Source organism: Butyrivibrio sp. FC2001, from assembly GCF_000424125.1.
In the GTDB taxonomy this organism is placed as follows: Bacteria; Bacillota; Clostridia; order Lachnospirales; family Lachnospiraceae; genus Butyrivibrio.
In genome coordinates this window covers 1-18348 of sequence record NZ_AUJH01000004.1, presented here as the reverse complement: position 1 = coordinate 18348, position 18348 = coordinate 1, and the positions used below count along the sequence as shown (strand labels likewise).

At 41.6% G+C, this 18348-nt stretch carries 17 protein-coding genes; 11 read left to right on the top strand and 6 right to left on the bottom strand.

Translation table 11 applies throughout. From position 1 onward, the window contains the following. Positions 1-8 precede the first annotated feature (8 nt). The 5 genes from G601_RS0102015 (at position 9) to G601_RS0101995 (ending at position 5433) form a co-directional block, all read left to right on the top strand. Complete coding sequence (locus tag G601_RS0102015) at positions 9-680, top strand: MerR family transcriptional regulator (RefSeq protein WP_026664323.1); 672 nt, start codon at positions 9-11, stop codon at positions 678-680. 71 nt (positions 681-751) lie between these two features. After that, entirely contained in the window at positions 752-1819 is a 1068-nt protein-coding gene (locus tag G601_RS21520; protein WP_035790212.1) for a leucine-rich repeat protein, read from the top strand. 331 nt (positions 1820-2150) lie between these two features. Beyond that, on the top strand, positions 2151-2849 hold the full coding sequence (locus tag G601_RS0102005) for an ABC transporter ATP-binding protein (RefSeq protein WP_026492741.1): 699 nt from the start codon (positions 2151-2153) through the stop codon (positions 2847-2849). An 11-nt stretch (positions 2850-2860) separates the two neighbouring features. Then, positions 2861-5182 carry an ABC transporter permease gene (locus G601_RS0102000; RefSeq protein ID WP_026664322.1) on the top strand — a complete coding sequence of 774 codons (2322 nt, stop codon included), beginning with the start codon at positions 2861-2863 and terminating at the stop codon, positions 5180-5182. An 11-nt stretch (positions 5183-5193) separates the two neighbouring features. Further along, positions 5194-5433 carry a Fur family transcriptional regulator gene (locus G601_RS0101995; protein WP_026492743.1) on the top strand — a complete coding sequence of 80 codons (240 nt, stop codon included), beginning with the start codon at positions 5194-5196 and terminating at the stop codon, positions 5431-5433. Positions 5434-5520: 87 nt separating this feature from the next. On the opposite strand, the gene G601_RS0101990 is transcribed toward G601_RS0101995, so the two are convergent. After that, positions 5521-7563 (bottom strand): HelD family protein, encoded by a 2043-nt coding sequence (locus G601_RS0101990; RefSeq protein WP_026664321.1) that lies wholly within the window; start codon positions 7561-7563, stop codon positions 5521-5523. A 161-nt stretch (positions 7564-7724) separates the two neighbouring features. Here G601_RS0101990 and G601_RS0101985 point away from each other — a divergent pair, with 161 nt between their 5' ends. Then, a complete protein-coding gene (locus G601_RS0101985; RefSeq protein ID WP_026664320.1) occupies positions 7725-8159 on the top strand; it encodes a hypothetical protein in 435 nt (144 codons plus the stop codon). A 53-nt stretch (positions 8160-8212) separates the two neighbouring features. Here the strand turns inward: G601_RS0101985 and G601_RS0101980 are convergent, their stop codons facing one another. From G601_RS0101980 to G601_RS0101970, 3 genes are all read right to left on the bottom strand, one after another. Then, positions 8213-9349 carry a leucine-rich repeat domain-containing protein gene (locus G601_RS0101980; RefSeq protein ID WP_026664319.1) on the bottom strand — a complete coding sequence of 379 codons (1137 nt, stop codon included), beginning with the start codon at positions 9347-9349 and terminating at the stop codon, positions 8213-8215. Positions 9350-9461: 112 nt separating this feature from the next. Next, on the bottom strand, positions 9462-10550 hold the full coding sequence (locus G601_RS0101975) for a metallophosphoesterase (protein WP_026664318.1): 1089 nt from the start codon (positions 10548-10550) through the stop codon (positions 9462-9464). Continuing rightward, positions 10547-11497 carry a GTP-binding protein gene (locus G601_RS0101970; RefSeq protein ID WP_026664317.1) on the bottom strand — a complete coding sequence of 317 codons (951 nt, stop codon included), beginning with the start codon at positions 11495-11497 and terminating at the stop codon, positions 10547-10549. The genes G601_RS0101975 and G601_RS0101970 overlap by 4 nt, the downstream gene beginning before the upstream one ends. A gap of 130 nt (positions 11498-11627) precedes the next feature. Here G601_RS0101970 and G601_RS0101965 point away from each other — a divergent pair, with 130 nt between their 5' ends. Then, the gene (locus G601_RS0101965; protein ID WP_026664316.1) at positions 11628-12398 is read left to right on the top strand and encodes an inositol monophosphatase family protein; all 771 of its coding nucleotides are present in this window, start codon (positions 11628-11630) and stop codon (positions 12396-12398) included. Positions 12399-12400: 2 nt separating this feature from the next. On the opposite strand, the gene G601_RS0101960 is transcribed toward G601_RS0101965, so the two are convergent. Next, complete coding sequence (locus G601_RS0101960; RefSeq protein WP_026664315.1) at positions 12401-13153, bottom strand: TraX family protein; 753 nt, start codon at positions 13151-13153, stop codon at positions 12401-12403. Between the two features lie 243 nt (positions 13154-13396). On the opposite strand from G601_RS0101960, the gene G601_RS0101955 reads away from it, so the two are divergent. The 4 genes from G601_RS0101955 (at position 13397) to G601_RS0101940 (ending at position 18045) form a co-directional block, all read left to right on the top strand. Next, positions 13397-14479, top strand: coding sequence for a GGDEF domain-containing protein (locus G601_RS0101955; RefSeq protein WP_026664314.1), 1083 nt, complete (start codon positions 13397-13399; stop codon positions 14477-14479). Next, on the top strand, positions 14476-16728 hold the full coding sequence (locus G601_RS0101950) for a glycoside hydrolase family 31 protein (RefSeq protein WP_026664313.1): 2253 nt from the start codon (positions 14476-14478) through the stop codon (positions 16726-16728). Before G601_RS0101955 ends, G601_RS0101950 begins: the two co-directional genes overlap by 4 nt. A gap of 178 nt (positions 16729-16906) precedes the next feature. Then, positions 16907-17035 (top strand): hypothetical protein, encoded by a 129-nt coding sequence (locus tag G601_RS27075; protein ID WP_255346148.1) that lies wholly within the window; start codon positions 16907-16909, stop codon positions 17033-17035. Positions 17036-17103: 68 nt separating this feature from the next. After that, positions 17104-18045 carry a DMT family transporter gene (locus G601_RS0101940; protein WP_051205484.1) on the top strand — a complete coding sequence of 314 codons (942 nt, stop codon included), beginning with the start codon at positions 17104-17106 and terminating at the stop codon, positions 18043-18045. A 6-nt stretch (positions 18046-18051) separates the two neighbouring features. On the opposite strand, the gene G601_RS26595 is transcribed toward G601_RS0101940, so the two are convergent. After that, positions 18052-18348, bottom strand: a 297-nt coding sequence (locus G601_RS26595; protein WP_035790208.1) for a hypothetical protein, incomplete at its 5' end; no start/stop codon positions are given.

The following is an 18348-nucleotide window of genomic DNA, read 5'->3' as shown; positions in this document are numbered from 1 at the left end:
AAAAGGGTATGAAAATAAGTGAAGCGGCTGTTGCTGCAGGTCTCGATGTCAGCAGCGTCAGATTTTATGAGAGAAAAGGGCTTATAAATCCCGATAGGGGCGAAGATAGTAATTATAGGGACTATACGTCCGAAGATATAGAACGTCTTAAAAAGATAGTACTTTTTAGGAAGATAGATATGTCCATAGAGGATATCAAAAAGGTTCTTCTGGAGAATCAAGACATCACAGAGGTACTGGAGAGTCAGATGGAAAAGCTTCAGCAGGATAAGCTTCAGATAGATAGTTCTATTCAGCTTTGCCAGAAAATGATGGATGAGGGCTACACTGATTCCGATACTGAAAGGTACATTTCGTATGTCTATGAGGCCGAAAGTCAGGGGCAGAAGTTTCCTGATATTATGCCTGTGCTAGACCAGATAAGTCAAAACTCCGGCATGGAAAAAGTGATAGGATATCCGATTTTCCTTAAGTTAATGGCAAATACGTTTAGTAGGAGGTTGCTGTCAGTTGGGATTTTTCTTGTGATGGTGATTTTTCCGCTGACTGAGCTGGTCATCAGTATATTTAAGTTTCTGTCGGGTAATGGCAGACTGATAGTGATAGTTCTCTGGTGTGTATATTCATTTTTGCTGATCTCTATTTTCGGCAAGATGTTGGGAATAACGTCAAAAGCTTGATATATTAGCGTTTGTGTCGTATTATGGATAAGGCTTGAAGGGGGAATACTAGAAAAAGGAGACATTTTGGGATGAAAAAAGTTTTAACAAACGCTTGCCGCATGCTTATGGCATCAGCGGTAGCAATCGTCATGCTTACAGGCATGAAATCAGCTGCTCACGCAGCAAACGATACGGTCGTTATCGATTTTTCCAAGCAGAAGACACAGAGTTATATGAGGGGACAGCAGATTACCTCTCCGGATTGGGATCACATTGAGGATTTCAATCTCAACGAAGAGGAGAAGAATGTAGTATTTCTGTCAACAATGGTTCAGCTGTATGATCTTTTCCCTGTTGATTATACCTGTCAGAACTGCAATAACAACAAGGGTCGCATCATTGTAAATAAGGATGCCAAGCAGTTTATCGACTTCGAAACAAGCTGCAAGGGCATAAAGTGTGACGCAGGCGATTCCAAGGGTACTTTCGAGATGACAGTTACAAGTAAGTTCCTTGAGGGCAAGTCAAAGAGCTGGATTGATGCTCAGATGCCGTTTTTCGCTGCTAAGAAGCTTTATGGTGTAGAAGCTAAGGATTCCAAGGGTGCTAACTACTTTAAGCTTAAGATTGTTTTCAATAACCCTGAATCTCAGCACGTAAAGCAGGATGAAAACGGTAAGGTTCAGACAGAAAATAATGACCAGAACAAGGATCAGAAGCAAGAAAATAAGCAGAATGTGGAAGCTGACTTCGTGATCGACGGCTATGCTTACAAGATTACAGGCAATAAGGAGGTTACCTTCACTGGTCTTACAGATGCATCCATCAAGAAGGTAGTTATTCCTGATACAGTAAATTACAAGGGTAACGTTTATAAGGTTACAGCCATCGCAGATAAGGCACTTTACCACAACAAGAAGGTAAAGAAGGTTTATATCGGTGAGAACGTAACAAAAATCGGCGATTCAGCCTTTGCAAAGTGCAAGAAGCTTAAGAAGGTTAAGATTTATACAACATCTCTTGAGAAGATTGGAAAGAAGGCTTTTTATAAGAATTCCAAGACACTGACTGTAAAGGTTCCCAAGGCTCAGATTAAGGCTTACAAGAAGCTCCTTAAGAAGGCCGGTATGAAATCAGTTGATGTTGAGAAGAAGTAATCAGCTACATTTTTAAATGTCATGGTTGTGAATATATGGCACTATTCGGGAAAAAAGTACCGGATAGTGCTTTTTTGTTGCACAAGACCGGCAAGCGAATGGATGCTTGCATACAAATTCATTTGCCGGTTGTAAGAACATGGAGCACGAAGTGCGGAATGTTCGTGTGCGAAATCGAGTAGGAGTCAGCCTACTCGATATGCAAATAAGCAGGTTTTATTTCGTCCAATTTAATAAGTTGCTCGAATATACTTGAAAAAATGGTTAGCTAGTGCTAACATAGTCTCGGAGTTAAATTTTGATAATATTTCTCAAAAATGCGAGGTATGAAATGCAGCTTGAATTACAGAACATTAAAAAATCATACGGGGAGGGAGGAAGCAGGATTGAAGTCCTGAAGGATATAAGTCTTGGCATAGAGAAGGGTGAATTTGTTGTACTTCTTGGGCCGTCCGGTTCAGGTAAATCCACGCTTCTAAACATAATAGGTGGAATTGACAACGCTGATTCCGGAAAGATCATAATCCGTGAGAAAAGCATGTCAGATATGGATGAAAAGGCGCTTACAGCCTACAGAAGGGAGCATCTGGGTTACATTTTTCAGATGTATAACCTGATTCCAAATCTCACTGTACGGGAAAATATCGAGGTGGGTGCTTATTTATCAAAGAATCCGCTTAACATTGATGAGATTATAGAGGTTCTGGGCCTTAAAGAGCACCAGAACAAGCTGCCCAGCCAGTTATCGGGCGGACAGCAGCAAAGATGCGCTATCGGAAGAGCAATCGTAAAAAATCCGGATATCCTTCTGTGTGACGAGCCTACAGGTGCACTGGACTACAACACTTCCAAGGAAATACTTGCACTTATAGAAGAGGTCAACCAGAAGTACGGAAACACCGTTATTATGGTCACTCATAATGACGCAATAAAGAATATGGCCGATTTTGTGGTCAAGCTAAGAGATGGCGTGATCAGGAAAAGCTATAGAAATGAAGAAAAACAAAAGGCTGCAGAGCTTGACTGGTAAAGGGGCTGGATATGAAAAATCCGTTAAAGAAAAGGCTCCACAGGGAGCTCGTTGGGGATATAAGTAAATATATAGTAATCTTCATACTGCTTGTGCTTTCAATAGGCTTTGTCTCAGGCTTTTTAGTTGCCGGAGAGAGCATGATAAAGGCGTATGATGAGAGCTTTGAAAAATATTCGATAGAAGATGGTAATTTCAGGACAGAAGACAAGCTGACTGAATCACAAAAAAATCGCATAGAAAACAAGGGCGTAACAATATACGAGAACTTCTATGTGGAAAAGGGCTTTGATAACAATACAAAGCTTAGGATTTACGCAAACAGAGAGGAAATAGACAGGGTCTGTGTTATGGAAGGAAGACTCCCTGAGGAGCTTCTGGAGATAGGCATAGACAGAATGTATGCAGATAACAATGGCCTCAGGATAGGAGATACGCTGATATCTGATGGCAAAAGCTATACAATTGTGGGACTTGTGGCATTATCTGACTACAGCGCACTTTTTTACAGCAACAACGATATGATGTTTGATTCATCAGCCTTCGGAGTTGCAGTGGTTTCAAAGAGCCAGTTTGAGGAGTATGGAGACTCAGAGCTTCACTACAACTACTCCTGGCTTTATGATAATAAGCCCGCAGATGATATAGAGGAAAAAGAGATTTCCGATGAGCTGATGGAATATATTGCGGATAAGGCATCCCTTGAGAACTTTATTCCAGGCTATTTGAATCAATCCATCACCTTCACAGGAGAGGACCTTGGAAAAGATAAGGCAATGATGCAGGTGCTTTTATACATCATTATCGCCATTGTGGCCTTTGTCTTTGGAATAACAATAAATAACACGATCCATAAGGAGGCTTGTGTAATCGGTACCCTCCGTGCTTCCGGATACACCATACATGAGCTGATAAGGCACTATATGGCAATGCCTCTTATAGTAACGATCATAGCGGCAATTATCGGCAATATCCTTGGATATACGGTTTTCAAGAATACCTGCGTGGCCATGTACTATGGAAGCTACTCCCTGCCAACCTATGTGACGGTGTGGAGCGCAGATGCTTTTTTGAAAACTACCATAATCCCCATGCTCATAATGCTGGTGATAACGTATTTCATTTTGAGGAAAAAGCTCTCGCTCAGTCCTCTTAAGCTGATAAAGCGTGATCTGTCGGGAAAAAGGCAGAAAACAGCGATTCCTTTGAACAAGGGAATCAGATTTTTCGATCGTTTCAGGATCAGGATACTGATTCAGAACAAAAGCAGCTACATTATCCTTTTTGTAGGACTTTTATTTGCAAATATGCTGCTGTTCTTTGGAATGATGTTGCCGCCTCTTCTCGTTCATTATCAGGGAATCGTGACAGACACAATGCTTGCAAAGCACACCTACCTGCTTCAGATTCCGGCAGGCACCATAGATTCGGACAATGAGCTGTCCGCAGCATTTTCTTATACATTTTTGAAGAGCAAGATTAACACCAATAACACAACTGCTGAGAAATTCACGGCAGTCAGCCTGAAGACCATAGGAGAGCATGGTGCCAGAATCGAGGATGTGACCTTATATGGCATCAGGGATAACAGCAGGTTCATCAATGCGGATTTTGATGATAAAACAGTGCTTGTTTCCTCAGCCTATGCGGATAAATATGGTCTGAAAAAGGGAGATGTGGTGACATTAAAGGAGCCCTATGAAGACAAATATTACGGCTTTAAGGTCACCGGAACCTATGATTATGACGGTGGAATAGCAATTTTCATGAGTAAAAAGCACCTGAATGAGATCATGGGATTTGATGAGGAGTTTTTCTCCGGATTTTTCTCGGATACGGAGATAACTGATATAGATGAAAAGTACATAGGAACCGTTGTGGATGAGGAATCACTTACGAGAGTATCAAGGCAGCTCAAGATCTCTATGGGAAGCATGATGTATATGGTGGATGGATTCTCTGTAATTCTCTTCATTGTACTCATATATCTGCTGTCGAAGCTGATTATCGAGAGGAATGTGCAGTCCATATCCATGGCCAAGATACTGGGATATTCCAGGATGGAAATAGCAAAGCTTTACATAGTTCCGACAGCGATTGTGGTTGTAGCATCTCTCCTTATTTCATACCCGATATTGGCCAATGTGATGGTGGCAATTTTCAGGGCTATGCTGAAGCAGATGATGAGCGGATGGATGGTCATTTGGCTTGATCCGTCGGTTTACGTGAAGATGTTTTTGATGGGAGTAATAACATATGTAATCGTTGCAGTGCTGGAATATCGCAAGATTGGGCGTATACCCATGAGTGAGGCATTAAAAAATGTAGAATAAGAGGAATGGATATGAGCAATGATCAGATTATTGAAGCTTTAAAGGACAAGGGGTTACGAATTACAAAACAGAGACAGCTTGTGGCAAATGTGATAGCAGAAAACGATGGGGCGTCCTGCAAGGACATCTGCTGCATAGTAAGAAGCAAGGATAAATCTATAGGAACAGCAACCGTATATCGCATGATAAAGGCTCTTGAGGACATAGGGGTTGTTGAGAGAATAGATATGATCAAGCTTCAACAGGACTAAAAAATTCAGAAAGAATCCGCTTCGCGGCTGCGAAGCGGATTTAATAGCATACGCGCCTTAGGCGCGAGCGACTCTTTGTTCTTGAATTTACAACAGGTCAGATAAATATCCATCTGCCAAAATGGCAAGGTTTCTTGTGGCGCGGGACATCGCAGTATACAGGCAGTGTTTTCCGAGCTCATCATCAGGATAGGATTCACTATCCGCATCAGCCAGAATTACATTATCAAACTCAAGGCCCTTGGCAAGAGCAAGCTCTAAGAGGAATGCTCCACTCTTAGGAAGAGCGTCGTGCCCTGAAATTATCTGCGGGGCGCTGTCCCCAAGTAAAGAGGCTGTTTTCTCCAGGGTAAGAGGATTTCTGCATATTATGGCAGTAAGACCATCCTTTTCCTCGAATTCCTTTATCATGCCCTTTAATTCCTTCAGATAATCCTTCTCGGACTTGCATTCTTTTGTGATAACCTTTTCACCGGGGCGCTTTACGGAGGATACCATCATCTTCTTTTCCTTGGGCAAAATGGATGCGAACATGTCAGTTATTTCCGGTGAACTACGATAGCTGGTCATGAGCGGAAGAGTGGCAAATCTCTTTTTATCAGCCTTAGCCATTTCCTCGATCTGGGCGAAGGTTATGGTGCCTTCACGTATAGCCTGGAATTCATCGCCCAGAAGCATGAACTTGGCATTGGGGAAAAACCTGGTAAATATCATCATCTGCGCCATGGTGTAATCCTGCACCTCATCTACCATAACGTAGCGCATGTTGCGGTCACATATTCCTGTTAGCTCCATCTTGGTGTAGAGCCATTCAGCAGGAGTGATGCGCTTTTTGCCAAGAATTCTCTGCGCAACATGAAGGGGATTTACGAAGCCCGCATGTCTGATATAGCGGAGAGCCCCTCCAAAGTCGTTCTCAAGGCGGTTATCCTCAGCAGAATCGGATTTTGCAGTACTTCCGGAGGCGTTTTCCTCGTCGCGGTCCATGTTGTGGAGCACATTTTTAGCTCTTTGCTCAAGCTCATCAGATACCGTCTGAATAAGGCGTATACCCATGGGGAATTTCCTGAATCTGTTAACAAGGGAAAGGACCTCTTTTCTTGAGATTACAAGGTTGCCCTTCTGCTTGATATCATTGAAATCGCCTATTTCAGGAGTAAGTGTCGGCAAAATATCATGGATTTTCTGCAGGCTTTCTGCTTCAGTGTAGTCATATTCATTATCTGTAAAGGGCACATTGACCATCTCAAGGAACTCTCCCCAGGTCAGTGTCAAAGGGTTGGTCTCACCCATATCAGGCAGAACGTTATCGATATACTCACGGAAAACGGGATTCAGGGTCATAAGACATACCTGATCCGGACGCAGGGTATTTCTTTTCTGATAGAAAAGATAAGCAATGCGCTGCAGTAAGACTGAGGTCTTTCCACTTCCGGCTATACCGTTTACAAGAAGAACCGGTACGTCAGGATAACGGATGACGATATTCTGCTCCTTCTGGATAGTGGCAGTAATTGCCTGCATTTTGTCAGAGTGTGTCTGGGACAGAGACTGCAAAAGCAGCGGATCCTCAATGGCAATCTGCGTATCAAAGTAGGAGATCAGCTTGTTTTTCTGCAGGTCGAACTGACGACGGAGCTGCAGATCCACAGGAATTTCCCTGTCTTCAACGGTGTAGTGGGTGTGACCGGTCTCCTGATTGTAGTAAACCTCTGCGATAGGAGATCTCCAGTCAACAACCATCTGATCGTAGCCGTTTTCAGAGATGGCAGCGCGGCCGATATAATAGCTCTCGGGCTCCTCGGAAGGGTCAAACTGAAGCTGAATCTTGGCAAAATAGGGTGCTTCCAAGAGCTTATTTACGCTGTTTAAGCGATTGCCAAGGGAGCTGCTCTCGACATTGTAGGTATCGATGTAGCGGTTCCACACCTCGATCTCAGCCAGTGTTTCCATGGTGGTCTCAATATCCGCGTAATCAAAACGGATATTGTCCCTGATGTCGTTTTTGTCATCAAGGGCCTTTTCATCCAGGGCTGTGATCTGGTCTTCAAGCTTATTTTTCATCTCCAGGAGCTTGTCATAGGTCTTTGTCAAATGTTCCTGTTCTTTATCAAATATCTCTTTTTCCATATATTTTTCCTTTAAAAAAGTGGTTAGCAAGGTTTTATATCTCTATGTATCATTTAAGTATAACATGCTATTACAATCATCTCCAAATTTGGAGCAAACCGTCAAATATGTTATGATTTAATGGAAATAGAGGGGAGACTATTTTACGGAGGTTATTGGGTATGAAAAATAGGAATGTGGCAGTATGCTTGCGTATGGCTGCAGGCTTGTTTAGTGTACTTCTTTTCGCCCAGAGCGTTGGCTGTGCTTCTGGAAATGCCACTCAGCAGGAGGCTGCGCAGATCCAGGAAACAACAGAGGCTCAGGAAACGGAGGAGACCCAGAGTGCAGAATCTGTTGAAGAGGATGTGCATCAGGAGACAAATGAAGAAGCAGCGCAGGCTGGAGATAAGGAATACGTCTATGATTTCGATGCCCTGGTAAATGACGATTGGAAAAACAGCGTCATGGATGAGGTAAATGAGAAAAAATACGACAATTTTTCACCTGTTGCAAAAGAAAATCTGGTTATCAAGGACCGTATTAAGGATATCTTCCAAAATACTGATATTTCCTCACTTTCTGAGGAGAAGCGATTAGAGAATTTCTGCAAATAAATATAAGAGTAGATAAAGACAGCCAGGGAACACATTTCCCTGGCTGATTTATATTACTTTGAAGTTACTTTTGCGGTAACGCCTGCTTTTTTAAGAAGCTTTTTATAAGATTTCTTGCAGGATTTCGGTACCTTTACCTTGAGCTTGGATGAGTTTTTACCAAAGGCCTTTTTTCCGATTTTTGTAAGGTTCTCGGAGTTAATGGTGATCTTTTTAAGCTTTTTGCACTTGTAAAATGCCTTGTCACCAATTGTTGTAACGTTAGCACCTACTGTAACGGACTTAAGGCTTTTGTTTGATTTAAAGGCATTTTCTGCAATGTCGGTTACCTTCAGCTCTCTGTTTCCGTCAACTACGATGGTATCGGGAATAGTTACATCCTTTGTCTGGTTATCAACACTTACAAAGGCTACATTTCCCTTTGTATCAAGGACTTTGTACTGGCAGTTTGTACCCTTGATGATATTACCGGGCTGATATGATGCTTTTACTGTTGTCTGAGAGTCCTTTTTATCTGCTACAGCAGGAACCTCAGAAGGCTCTGTAGCCTCAGGCTGATCAGCTTTGTCTGATTTTTCATCAGTATCAGGAACCTGTTCGGGTTCAGGAGCTTTTGTGTTGCTTGGAACGTCCTTAAAATCTGAATCAGAACTGCCGGTAAACTTAAGAACTATTGTATATACAGAATTTCCAAGCTTTGCTGAACCTTCGAAGTCACGCTCAATTCTTTTCATGTCATTTGTGGCCATTTTATCCGCATAGGCATCAGAGTAGAAGTAGCGCTCCTTATAGCAACGCTTGAACAATGCTTTAGACACCTCGAGCTTTTTTATACCTGAGCAGTTTTTGGCAGGAATATAAGTTAAAATAGCGTGATTTTGGGGATTTGTTTTACTATATATAGCCTGATATGGATTTTTAGAGAAGGTCCAAAGGCCGGTGGATTCGTTCTGTTTCATATTTACATCATATAGAAGTACGTTGTAGACGCCTCTGCAGGCTCTAGATGAATCAGGGGTTTTGTCGGTATACGGCGCATATCTGTCGAAGCTATAGGTCTTACCGTTTGAAAAGTCCAGTGAATATTGCTTACTGGCAGCCTTGGAATGAATGGATGAACATCCGAATAAGATAATCATGCAAACTACAGACGCGACAACTAGTAACAGCTTTTCCTTGATGATCTTCATAATATTATCCTCTTTAGTCTGAATCGATTTTTGTCCCACAAAAAACGATTATACATAAAGTAATATACGAATACAAGAAAAAGTCTGAAATTAAAAATAATTAATAAAATATTCAGAAATTTACTGAAATCAAAACATATTCTGATTTGGTACCGGTTTTAAAGAATATTTCCCAGTCAGCAATTCCGGAGGTTACGATAAAATCTGTGTTATTTATTCTCTTATAACCGTAGGTGCTATCGTTAAATCCAAGCCAGACTCCCAGATAGGTAATAGGAAGCAGCTGACCGCCATGGGTATGTCCGGAGAGCACAAGATCAGCAGGGGAAGCAGCTTCGTTATCATAATCCGTGGGTTCATGGTCCAACACAACTATATATTTTGTGGTATCGACGTCTGATAGAAGGTCCGAGATATCTGCTCTGTCAGAGGCTACATGGGCATCCTTTCGTCCCACAATGCACAAATCCCCAATATATTCATAGGAATCTTCCATAATATGTATGTTATTTGCGGATAATTCCGCTACCAGCTCTTCCTTTGTAACGCCAAGGTTCCCCCAGTTAGTTACGTCGTGGTTGCCATAGGCGTACCATACGCCATATTTTGCCTTAACATTTCCAAGTGCTTTACAGGCTACTGCCAGATCCTCCTTTTTAGTGGAAGCGTCAACGAAATCACCGGAGATCACCAGAAGGTCCGGGTTTTTACTGTCAATTTCTTCTATATGTTTGGCAAAGCCTTCGCCATCAAAGGTTGTACTCAGATGAGAATCTGCGATAAGTGCAATTTTAACAGGTGCGATATCTTTATCCGTACTCAGAGAATAATCGGTCTCCCATACGTGAACACACAGATAATAAGCGGTTCCAAGATAAATAACAGATGTGATTATTGCAAGCCATCCCTGATAATAAAAACGGAAATTCTTTGTTTTTCCGAGTGAGATAATCTTAAAGATAAGACCGGATAGAAGGAAAAATATCAGAACATGAAGAAGAACAGTAAGCGCATTTATAAATGACAGCGTTACTGTGATAATTATAAAGCCGCAGGCTATTGTGCATAATACCAGAAGGTTACGGAGCCACTTTTTCTCAATACGCTGAAATAGCCCAAAGCGGCCTATGGCAGATATAAGATAAATTACACCTGCTATGCATAGAATTATTGCCAATGCGAAAGAAATTAACCAAATCATAGAGATACCACTGAGCACTTGCCCTCGAAAATACTGTTGATGTAGTCCTTATTAAGGCCCTCACCTATTATAATGACCACGTTTCTGCTACTTACAATGTCGCTTAGGATGACGCCTTTTTCTGTGGCGTTTATCTGAACCTGACTGTTTTCGCCGGTTTTGACAAAGCCCTTTATTCTTATAATATGTCCTGCCGTTTCATCTGCAAAAAGATCTGTAGCCAGCTTCTTAAGCTCATCCTCGTTCATTTCCACATCAAAATAGAAGAGAGGAGTAAACTGCTTATCCTCGATAGGAGTCTTAACATATGATGCATGCCTGTAGCCGGAGTTTTTTAGACCTTCAAAATCCTCATCCGTATATTCTGTAAGATTTTTTGCGACAAAGTCTTTTTCTATATCAAAGGCCTTCCCGCCAAATTCTGCCATTATTTTATTGGCTTCATTCATAACATCGACCGGATTTATGGAATCGGATAACTTGGTGACAATGAGCTTTCCGGCGCTTGCAATCTCTGACATGAAAACATAACGCTCGATACCTTCAAGACCAAAAACAGCTTCAGCGTCCACCAGTGAAATCACACTTCCAATCTCATACCAGCGATCAAGCGGCTCATCATAGAGCACATCAAAGAACTCATCCACGTCGTAGATTCCGGAGGGCTCTATCAGAACTCGGTCATAGCCGCTCATTCCCATGGAGATAAGCTTTGTCTTAAAGCGTCTTCTATGGGCTTCCTTGCCGTCACCGCCCACGATCATCTCCAGATTGCAGTTATCGCCCAAAAGCTCCTGAAGCATGACCATGTCGATATTTACTGCGCCGTAATCATTCTCGATAATGCAGATTCGCTCACCCTTGGAAACCAGGTATTTAGCGTATTCACGTATAAACGTTGTTTTACCGGATCCTAAGAAACCCGTTATCAAATCTATTTTAACCATATAACCTCTAAAATCCTTCTAATTGATTAGTTTATTTTACCATACATGAATAAGTATGCTATGCTTAACGAAGCGTTTTGAGAAATTTTATGAATATTGAAATATATGAAATGTAAGAGAGGATATGGACATGAATATTAGTGAGATCATTGAGGTTGCAAAGGAAGCCGGAGAAATAATGCTTTCAGCAGTACGTCCGAAGATAATGGAAAAATCCGGACATGCCAATTTCTGCACTGAGACGGATGAAAAAATACAGAAGTTTTTGATTGAAAAACTACAGAAGGTGCTGTCTGAGGCTGCATTTTTAGGAGAAGAGGACGGACAGGACGTTTTTACTGAAAAGATGCGAAGCGGATACTGCTTCGTACTTGATCCGATAGACGGAACCTCCAATTTCATCTATGAGTACAGACCTTCAGTTATTTCTATAGGTCTGCTCAAGGATGGTAAGCCTCACATGGCCGTAATCTACAATCCCTATGACGATATGATGTTCTCTGCAACAGCGGGACAGGGAGCTTATATGAACGGTGAAAAGATAATGTCTTCAGATTCGCCGCTTTCAGATTCTCTTGCGGTTTTTGGAACAGCGCCATATTACACGGAGCTTAGAGATAAGACCTTTGACATTGCTAAAAAGCTTCTTCCAAGATGCGTTGATCTTCGCAGATCAGGAACAGCTGCATGGGATATGTGCTGTGTGGCACTTGGAAGATGCGGACTTTACTTTGAACTCAGAGTGCAGCTTTGGGATTATGCTGCTGCAGCTCTCATAGCAGAGGAGGCAGGCTGCAAGCTGACAGATATAGAGGGCAATCCCTTATCATACAGCGGCCCGACCTCTGCGCTTTGCGTGTCACGAGGTGTTGACGTAAATGCGTTAAAAGATATTCTGTAAATTCACATATAGACTCTCAGGATAATGCCCAAAAGTGCCAGGTGTAACGGATAGTACCAATAAAAGAATTTACCAAGCCAGCGTAATTTGCCGCGCTGTCCATTGTAGAGATACAGAAGCGGGACAGCCAGCCAGCATGCCATATGCAGCATACCGTAGGTCTTATTGTTGAAAATAAAGAAAGCAACTGCGTACATTGAGGTTATGGACATGAGCCACAGCATCTGTCTGTGGAAATTACCACGGCTTCTTCCCATCATAAGGATAGCCATGGGCGCAGCGCAGCTCCAGTCTGCTGTTATGGTAACCACGCAGGCTACTATTGTGATCAGCACCTTAAGAGGGACATTGATCCGCTCGGTATCCCATACCTTCAACAGGATAAGTCCCCACATAAGCGGCCACGCGATGCTCGTGGTATTAAATAACGTATTTTCAAAAGGATTGAAGTTGGCCGGATTATAAAAGCCAAACAGAAAAGCGAAATGGCTCACCACGGCAAGGATAGCCATGCGGCCAAGGTATTTTCCGAAGTCATGAGTATAATGATAGCCCTCTGCTACAAAGAAGAGCATGATAGGAGCAGTTAAGCGTCCTATAGTGTGTAAAAATAAAAGCAAAGGCTGTTCAGCCTCAGCATAGTCAACTACTCCGATCCATGCAGAGTGGTCTATGGTCATGGCTATGATAGCTATGACCTTAAGGGCATTACCTGTAAGCCCAAATTTTGTCTTGATTGATGATGTTTCTGGCATTGATGAACCTCCCACAACTATTTTTACTGCATAAATGCAGTTCTCCCCATCATATTTATTATAACACGGTTTAGAGGTCGTGCGTTTCCCGGTTAATATTTCTTTAATAATCATATCGGTAGCAATAGATTATTCCTAAGAGTATAATTGTATTCAGGATTATTATCGATTAATATTGGCAAACACAATTGGAGAAAACATCTGCTAAAAAGGTTTTTTCTTTTATGTAGGGGATAAAACATTATGATGGAATGGCTAGAGTTTTCCGATATTGTTGGAATATCAATTGTTATATATGTTGTTGTTCTGGCATTAAATAATATTCATCTTAAACATAGTGCAAAAAAGGGAATTATCGTTTCCGGAATTGCTCTTGCTGTGCTGTATACTTTTGATATGCTCTGGTATGTTATTTACTACAAGTGTCCCCAGTCTGAAAAAACAGACTATATCCTGAATTTAGTGACATGTATTGTTTATCTTATGATACCACTTGCACTTAGTACATTTTTTGCAATCTATGCGCATAGCATAAGGAAAATACGACACTATGTGGGCGTTACAACTATAATCTTGCTTGCGGTCATGGATATCATCAATATTTTTTATCCCATACTGTTTTATCATGAAAACTCAAACATGTATTTCAAGCCATTGAGCCTCATAATGCATATTCTATGCTTTGTGGCCTTCCTTATTTTGCTTGCAGATATGATTTTGGCAAAGTCCTTTGATTATGAGGATACTTTTCTCGCAACGTTTGTCGGTGTGACCATGTTTATTGGACTCCTTGGCTCCTGGATTAATTATGATCTAAAGACCCTTTGGCTGGGGCTTGGTATTTCTTATCTGCTGATGTATCTTGCAGTTTCAGAGATCTATAATAAAAAGGATTTTCTGTCAGGACTGCCAAACAGAAATGCGTATGAGAAAACCATCGCACATATGAAGAATAATTATGCCACGATTGTGATGATAGATATGAATGATCTTAAGCGCTACAACGATACGATGGGCCATGCAGCAGGTGACAGGTATATCTTTGCGACATCCAAAACCCTTGCAGATGCCTATGCTGAAAGCGGTAAGCTCTTCAGAATCGGAGGCGATGAGTTTTGCCTTATTTCTTCAAATACAAAAGAGGAATTAAGCAGGATAGCAGAGGCTCTGCTAAAGAACGGAAAGTGTAACCCTAAATACGGCGATTTCCCCATCAACTTTGCCTATGGAATAGGTGTAAGGGAAGAAGGGGATACAGCTAGTTATGTGCTGAAAAAGGCCGATGAAGCAATGTATGAAAATAAAAGGAAAAAGGAAAGAGTATGAAATTAGGAAAGATAACTGACTACAAGTATGAAGGAAATAAGCTTACCCTTGATTATGAAAAGGGCAAGGCAAACATTTATTTTATTACCGATGAAATCGTAAGATTTGAGATTCCCTATGCAACAGACAGCTATGAGTCAATTGCGGTAGAGGGAGACAAGTCGCTTCCCTGCGAGTTTAAAGTGGAGAAGACAGCAGATGAGCTGAGCATTTCCGGAAAAAAAGTGAATATAAAGGTAATGAAGGACTTTGCGATTGAAGTAACAGATAAAAAGGGTAAAGTCCTTATGACTGACTATACAGGCGACAGAACAATCCGTGAGACAATAAGTGTAAAGTCCATGCAGCAGCTTGAGGCTGAGGGGCATGAGGCCTTTGGATCTATCCATGGAGATTACAAGGTACAGAATCTAAAGGCTATCGACAAGGATGATCTCTTCTATGGTCTTGGTGATAAAACAGGCTATCTCAATAAGAGAGAGTACTATTTTGAAAACTGGAACTCCGATATTCCGCTGGCTCACACAGAGGCTGTTCCTGCCTTATATAAATCCATACCCTTCTTTATATGTAAGAAGAAGGACGGAGTTTATGGCCTTTTTTATGACAATACTTACCACGGATATTTTGATTTTGGACAGGAAAACAGTAGTTATTTTGTATATGGAGCAGACGACGGAAACCTGAACTATTACTACATTCACGGCGAGTCTATGGCTGAAATTATCAAAGGGTATACCTACCTTACAGGCAGAACGCCCATGCCACAGCTTTGGACACTGGGATATCAGCAGTGCCGCTGGGGATATGAATCTGCAAAGGACATCAGAGATGTTGCATACACTATGAGAGAAAACAGGATTCCCTGCGAATCTGTGCAGTATGATATCGATTATATGGACAATTTTAAGGTCTTCACATGGGATGAGAACTTCTATGAAAAGAAAGGAAAGCTCATGGAAGAGCTTTCTAAAGTGGGCTTTAAGCCTGTAGTTATTATCGATCCCGGCACCAAAAAGGAAGATGGCTATTTTATGTATGACGAAGGTGTCGAGAACGACTATTTTGCTAAAGCAGCGGACGGATCCTTATATATCAATAAGGTATGGCCCGGAGATTCCGCTTTTCCTGATTTTGGAAGGGAAGACGTAAGAAAATGGTGGGCCAAGAGTCATAAGAACCTCACGGATATGGGGGTAATGGGCGTTTGGAATGACATGAACGAGCCTGCAAGCTTTGAGGGACCGCTTCCCGGTGATGTTGTATTCCATATTGGAGATAGGACCACTGATCACAGGGAGGTTCACAATGTTTATGCTCATTTCATGGATATGGCAACCTTTAGCGGCATGAAGGAGCTGACGGGCAAAAGACCTCTTGTAATTACAAGAGCCTGCTATGCGGGTACCCAGAAATACGCTGCTGTATGGACCGGCGACAACCAGAGCCTCTGGGCACATCTGCAGATGCTTATACCACAGCTGTGCAGCCTTGGGATGAGTGGCTTTGCCCTTCTCGGTACGGATATCGGCGGCTTTGGCGGAACCTGTAATTCTGAGCTGCTTTGCAGATGGATTCAGGCGGCTGTTTTCTCACCCTTCTTCAGAAACCATGCTGCCAAGGGTACAAGAAATCAGGAGCCTTGGAAATTCAATAAGGAAACAACTAATATATATAGAAAGTATGTTGAGCTTCGTTACAAGTTCTTACCATATATTTATGATCTTTTCCATGAATGTCAGGAGACAGGACTGCCAATAATGCGTCCTCTTGTTCTGCATTATGAGGATGACGAGAACACCTATAATCTCAATGATGAGTTCCTTGTGGGCGAAAACATCCTTGTTTCACCTGTAGTTATGCAGGGAGCAACCAAGAAAATGGTATATCTTCCCAAGGGAACCTGGTATGACTACTGGACAGGCGAGAAATTGCAGGGAGAGACATACTTCATTAAGGATGCACCTCTCGGAGTATGTCCTATCTACATCAAGGAGGGCAGCATTATTCCTACCTATGAAAGTGTTCAGTATGTCGGCGAAAAGCCATACGATAAGCTTATCCTCCTCACTACACCCGGTGCAGGAAGGTATGTACACTATCAGGATAATGGCGAAGACTATAAATATGAAAACGGTGAATATAACCTCTATGAGTTTACAAAGTCTGAAAATGGCGAACTTTCAACGAATATGCTCCATGAGGGCTATGCGAAATATAATTCAATAGAAGTATCCGAACTGAAATAAAGGAGCCTGATTTTGAACTATACTTTTAATTTTCTGAGCTCCTTCATGAAATAATTACCCACGCAATAAGTAATTATTCATGAAAATTGTCCTTTGGATTTATAAGTTTTGTCGGATTCATGAAAGATATAATATCTTGAGATATTGTTAATGACATCCTCATGCTCGCGTGATATAAATGTTCTCACAGAAAACGACGAGCCAAAGAACGGAGGGCGAGATGGCGGATACAAATGATATGACTATGCTTTCTCAGGAAGAGATAGATAAACTCATTAAGAAGATGGAAGAGGAAAAGAACTCCTAAATTAGATGACGGCACTCAGGTGTCGTCATTTTTTTACAAAAATTTAAGGATTTGCTATCATCACTAATATGAAAAACGAGAAAACATCTATCTGGGCGTGGTTCCCCATTACCTTTTTAACTGCACTATTCTGCTGTGTTCTGTGGGGCAGCGCAACGCCGGCTATTAAAATTGCATACGAAATCTTCCATATAAGTTCAGATGATACGGCTTCAAGGATTATGCTCGCAGGGGCACGCTTTTTCCTTGCAGGGATAATGACGGTTGGCTTTGGATCAATCCTCGCAAAAAAGCTACTTTTACCTAAGCGCAATTCATTAAGAAGTATTGCTGTACTATCCCTGTTTCAGACAATAGGACAGTATTTCTTCTTCTTTATGGCACTTGCGCATATAACAGGTGTCCGCGGATCCATCATAAATGCATCCGGGAACTTCTTCGCCATACTGCTTGCGGCTTATCTGTTCCATTTTGAAAGGTTTACATTAAGAAAGTTCATTGGCTGCGTCACCGGATTTGCGGGAATTTTCCTGATACTTGGAGGCATAAAAGCCATAAGCGGAGCAGAGGCGGTTACTCTTTCAGGAGAGGGAGCTATGCTTCTTGCTGCGATTTTCTACGCCCTTTCATCCTGCTGTATCAAGATATACTCACGAAAAGAGAATCCTGTTGTTCTCAGCGGCTATCAGTTCATGCTGGGAGGAGCTGTTCTTTTCATCATAGGATTTTTCATGGGTGGACACCTTGTATTTGGAAGCTTTTCATGTGTACTTAACCTTATATACATGGGATTTATCTCTGCAGGAGCATACACACTGTGGGGGATACTGCTAAAACACAACCCTGTGAGCAGGGTTTCGATCCTTGGATTTATGAACCCTGTCATGGGCGTGATGCTCTCAGCATTATTCCTTAATGAGAATCAGGAAGCATTCTCATATACAGGCGTTATTGCGCTTGTACTTGTTGTAATAGGAATCATCGTCGTTAATTCTGAAAAGCCAGATTGACTTCTTTTATAAGAAGAATTTTGGGTGTAAAGCATTAAATTTAAAAATTTTTGGAGAAAAATTCAAAGATTTATATTTTTTATTGTATTGGCTGAAAGCCGCATAAACAGTGAGTTTTTGGAGACTTGTCCCGGCTGAAAAACGGCATTTTTGACCCCGAAATCTTGTAATTAATAAATTCTTAATAAATTTATGTGTTGACTTTGGTATTTCAACATGATAATCTAACTGAGCTGCGAGCGACGAGCTACAGCAAAGCACATTGACAATGAAATAGTAATGCAACCCTGAAAATTCCAAAAA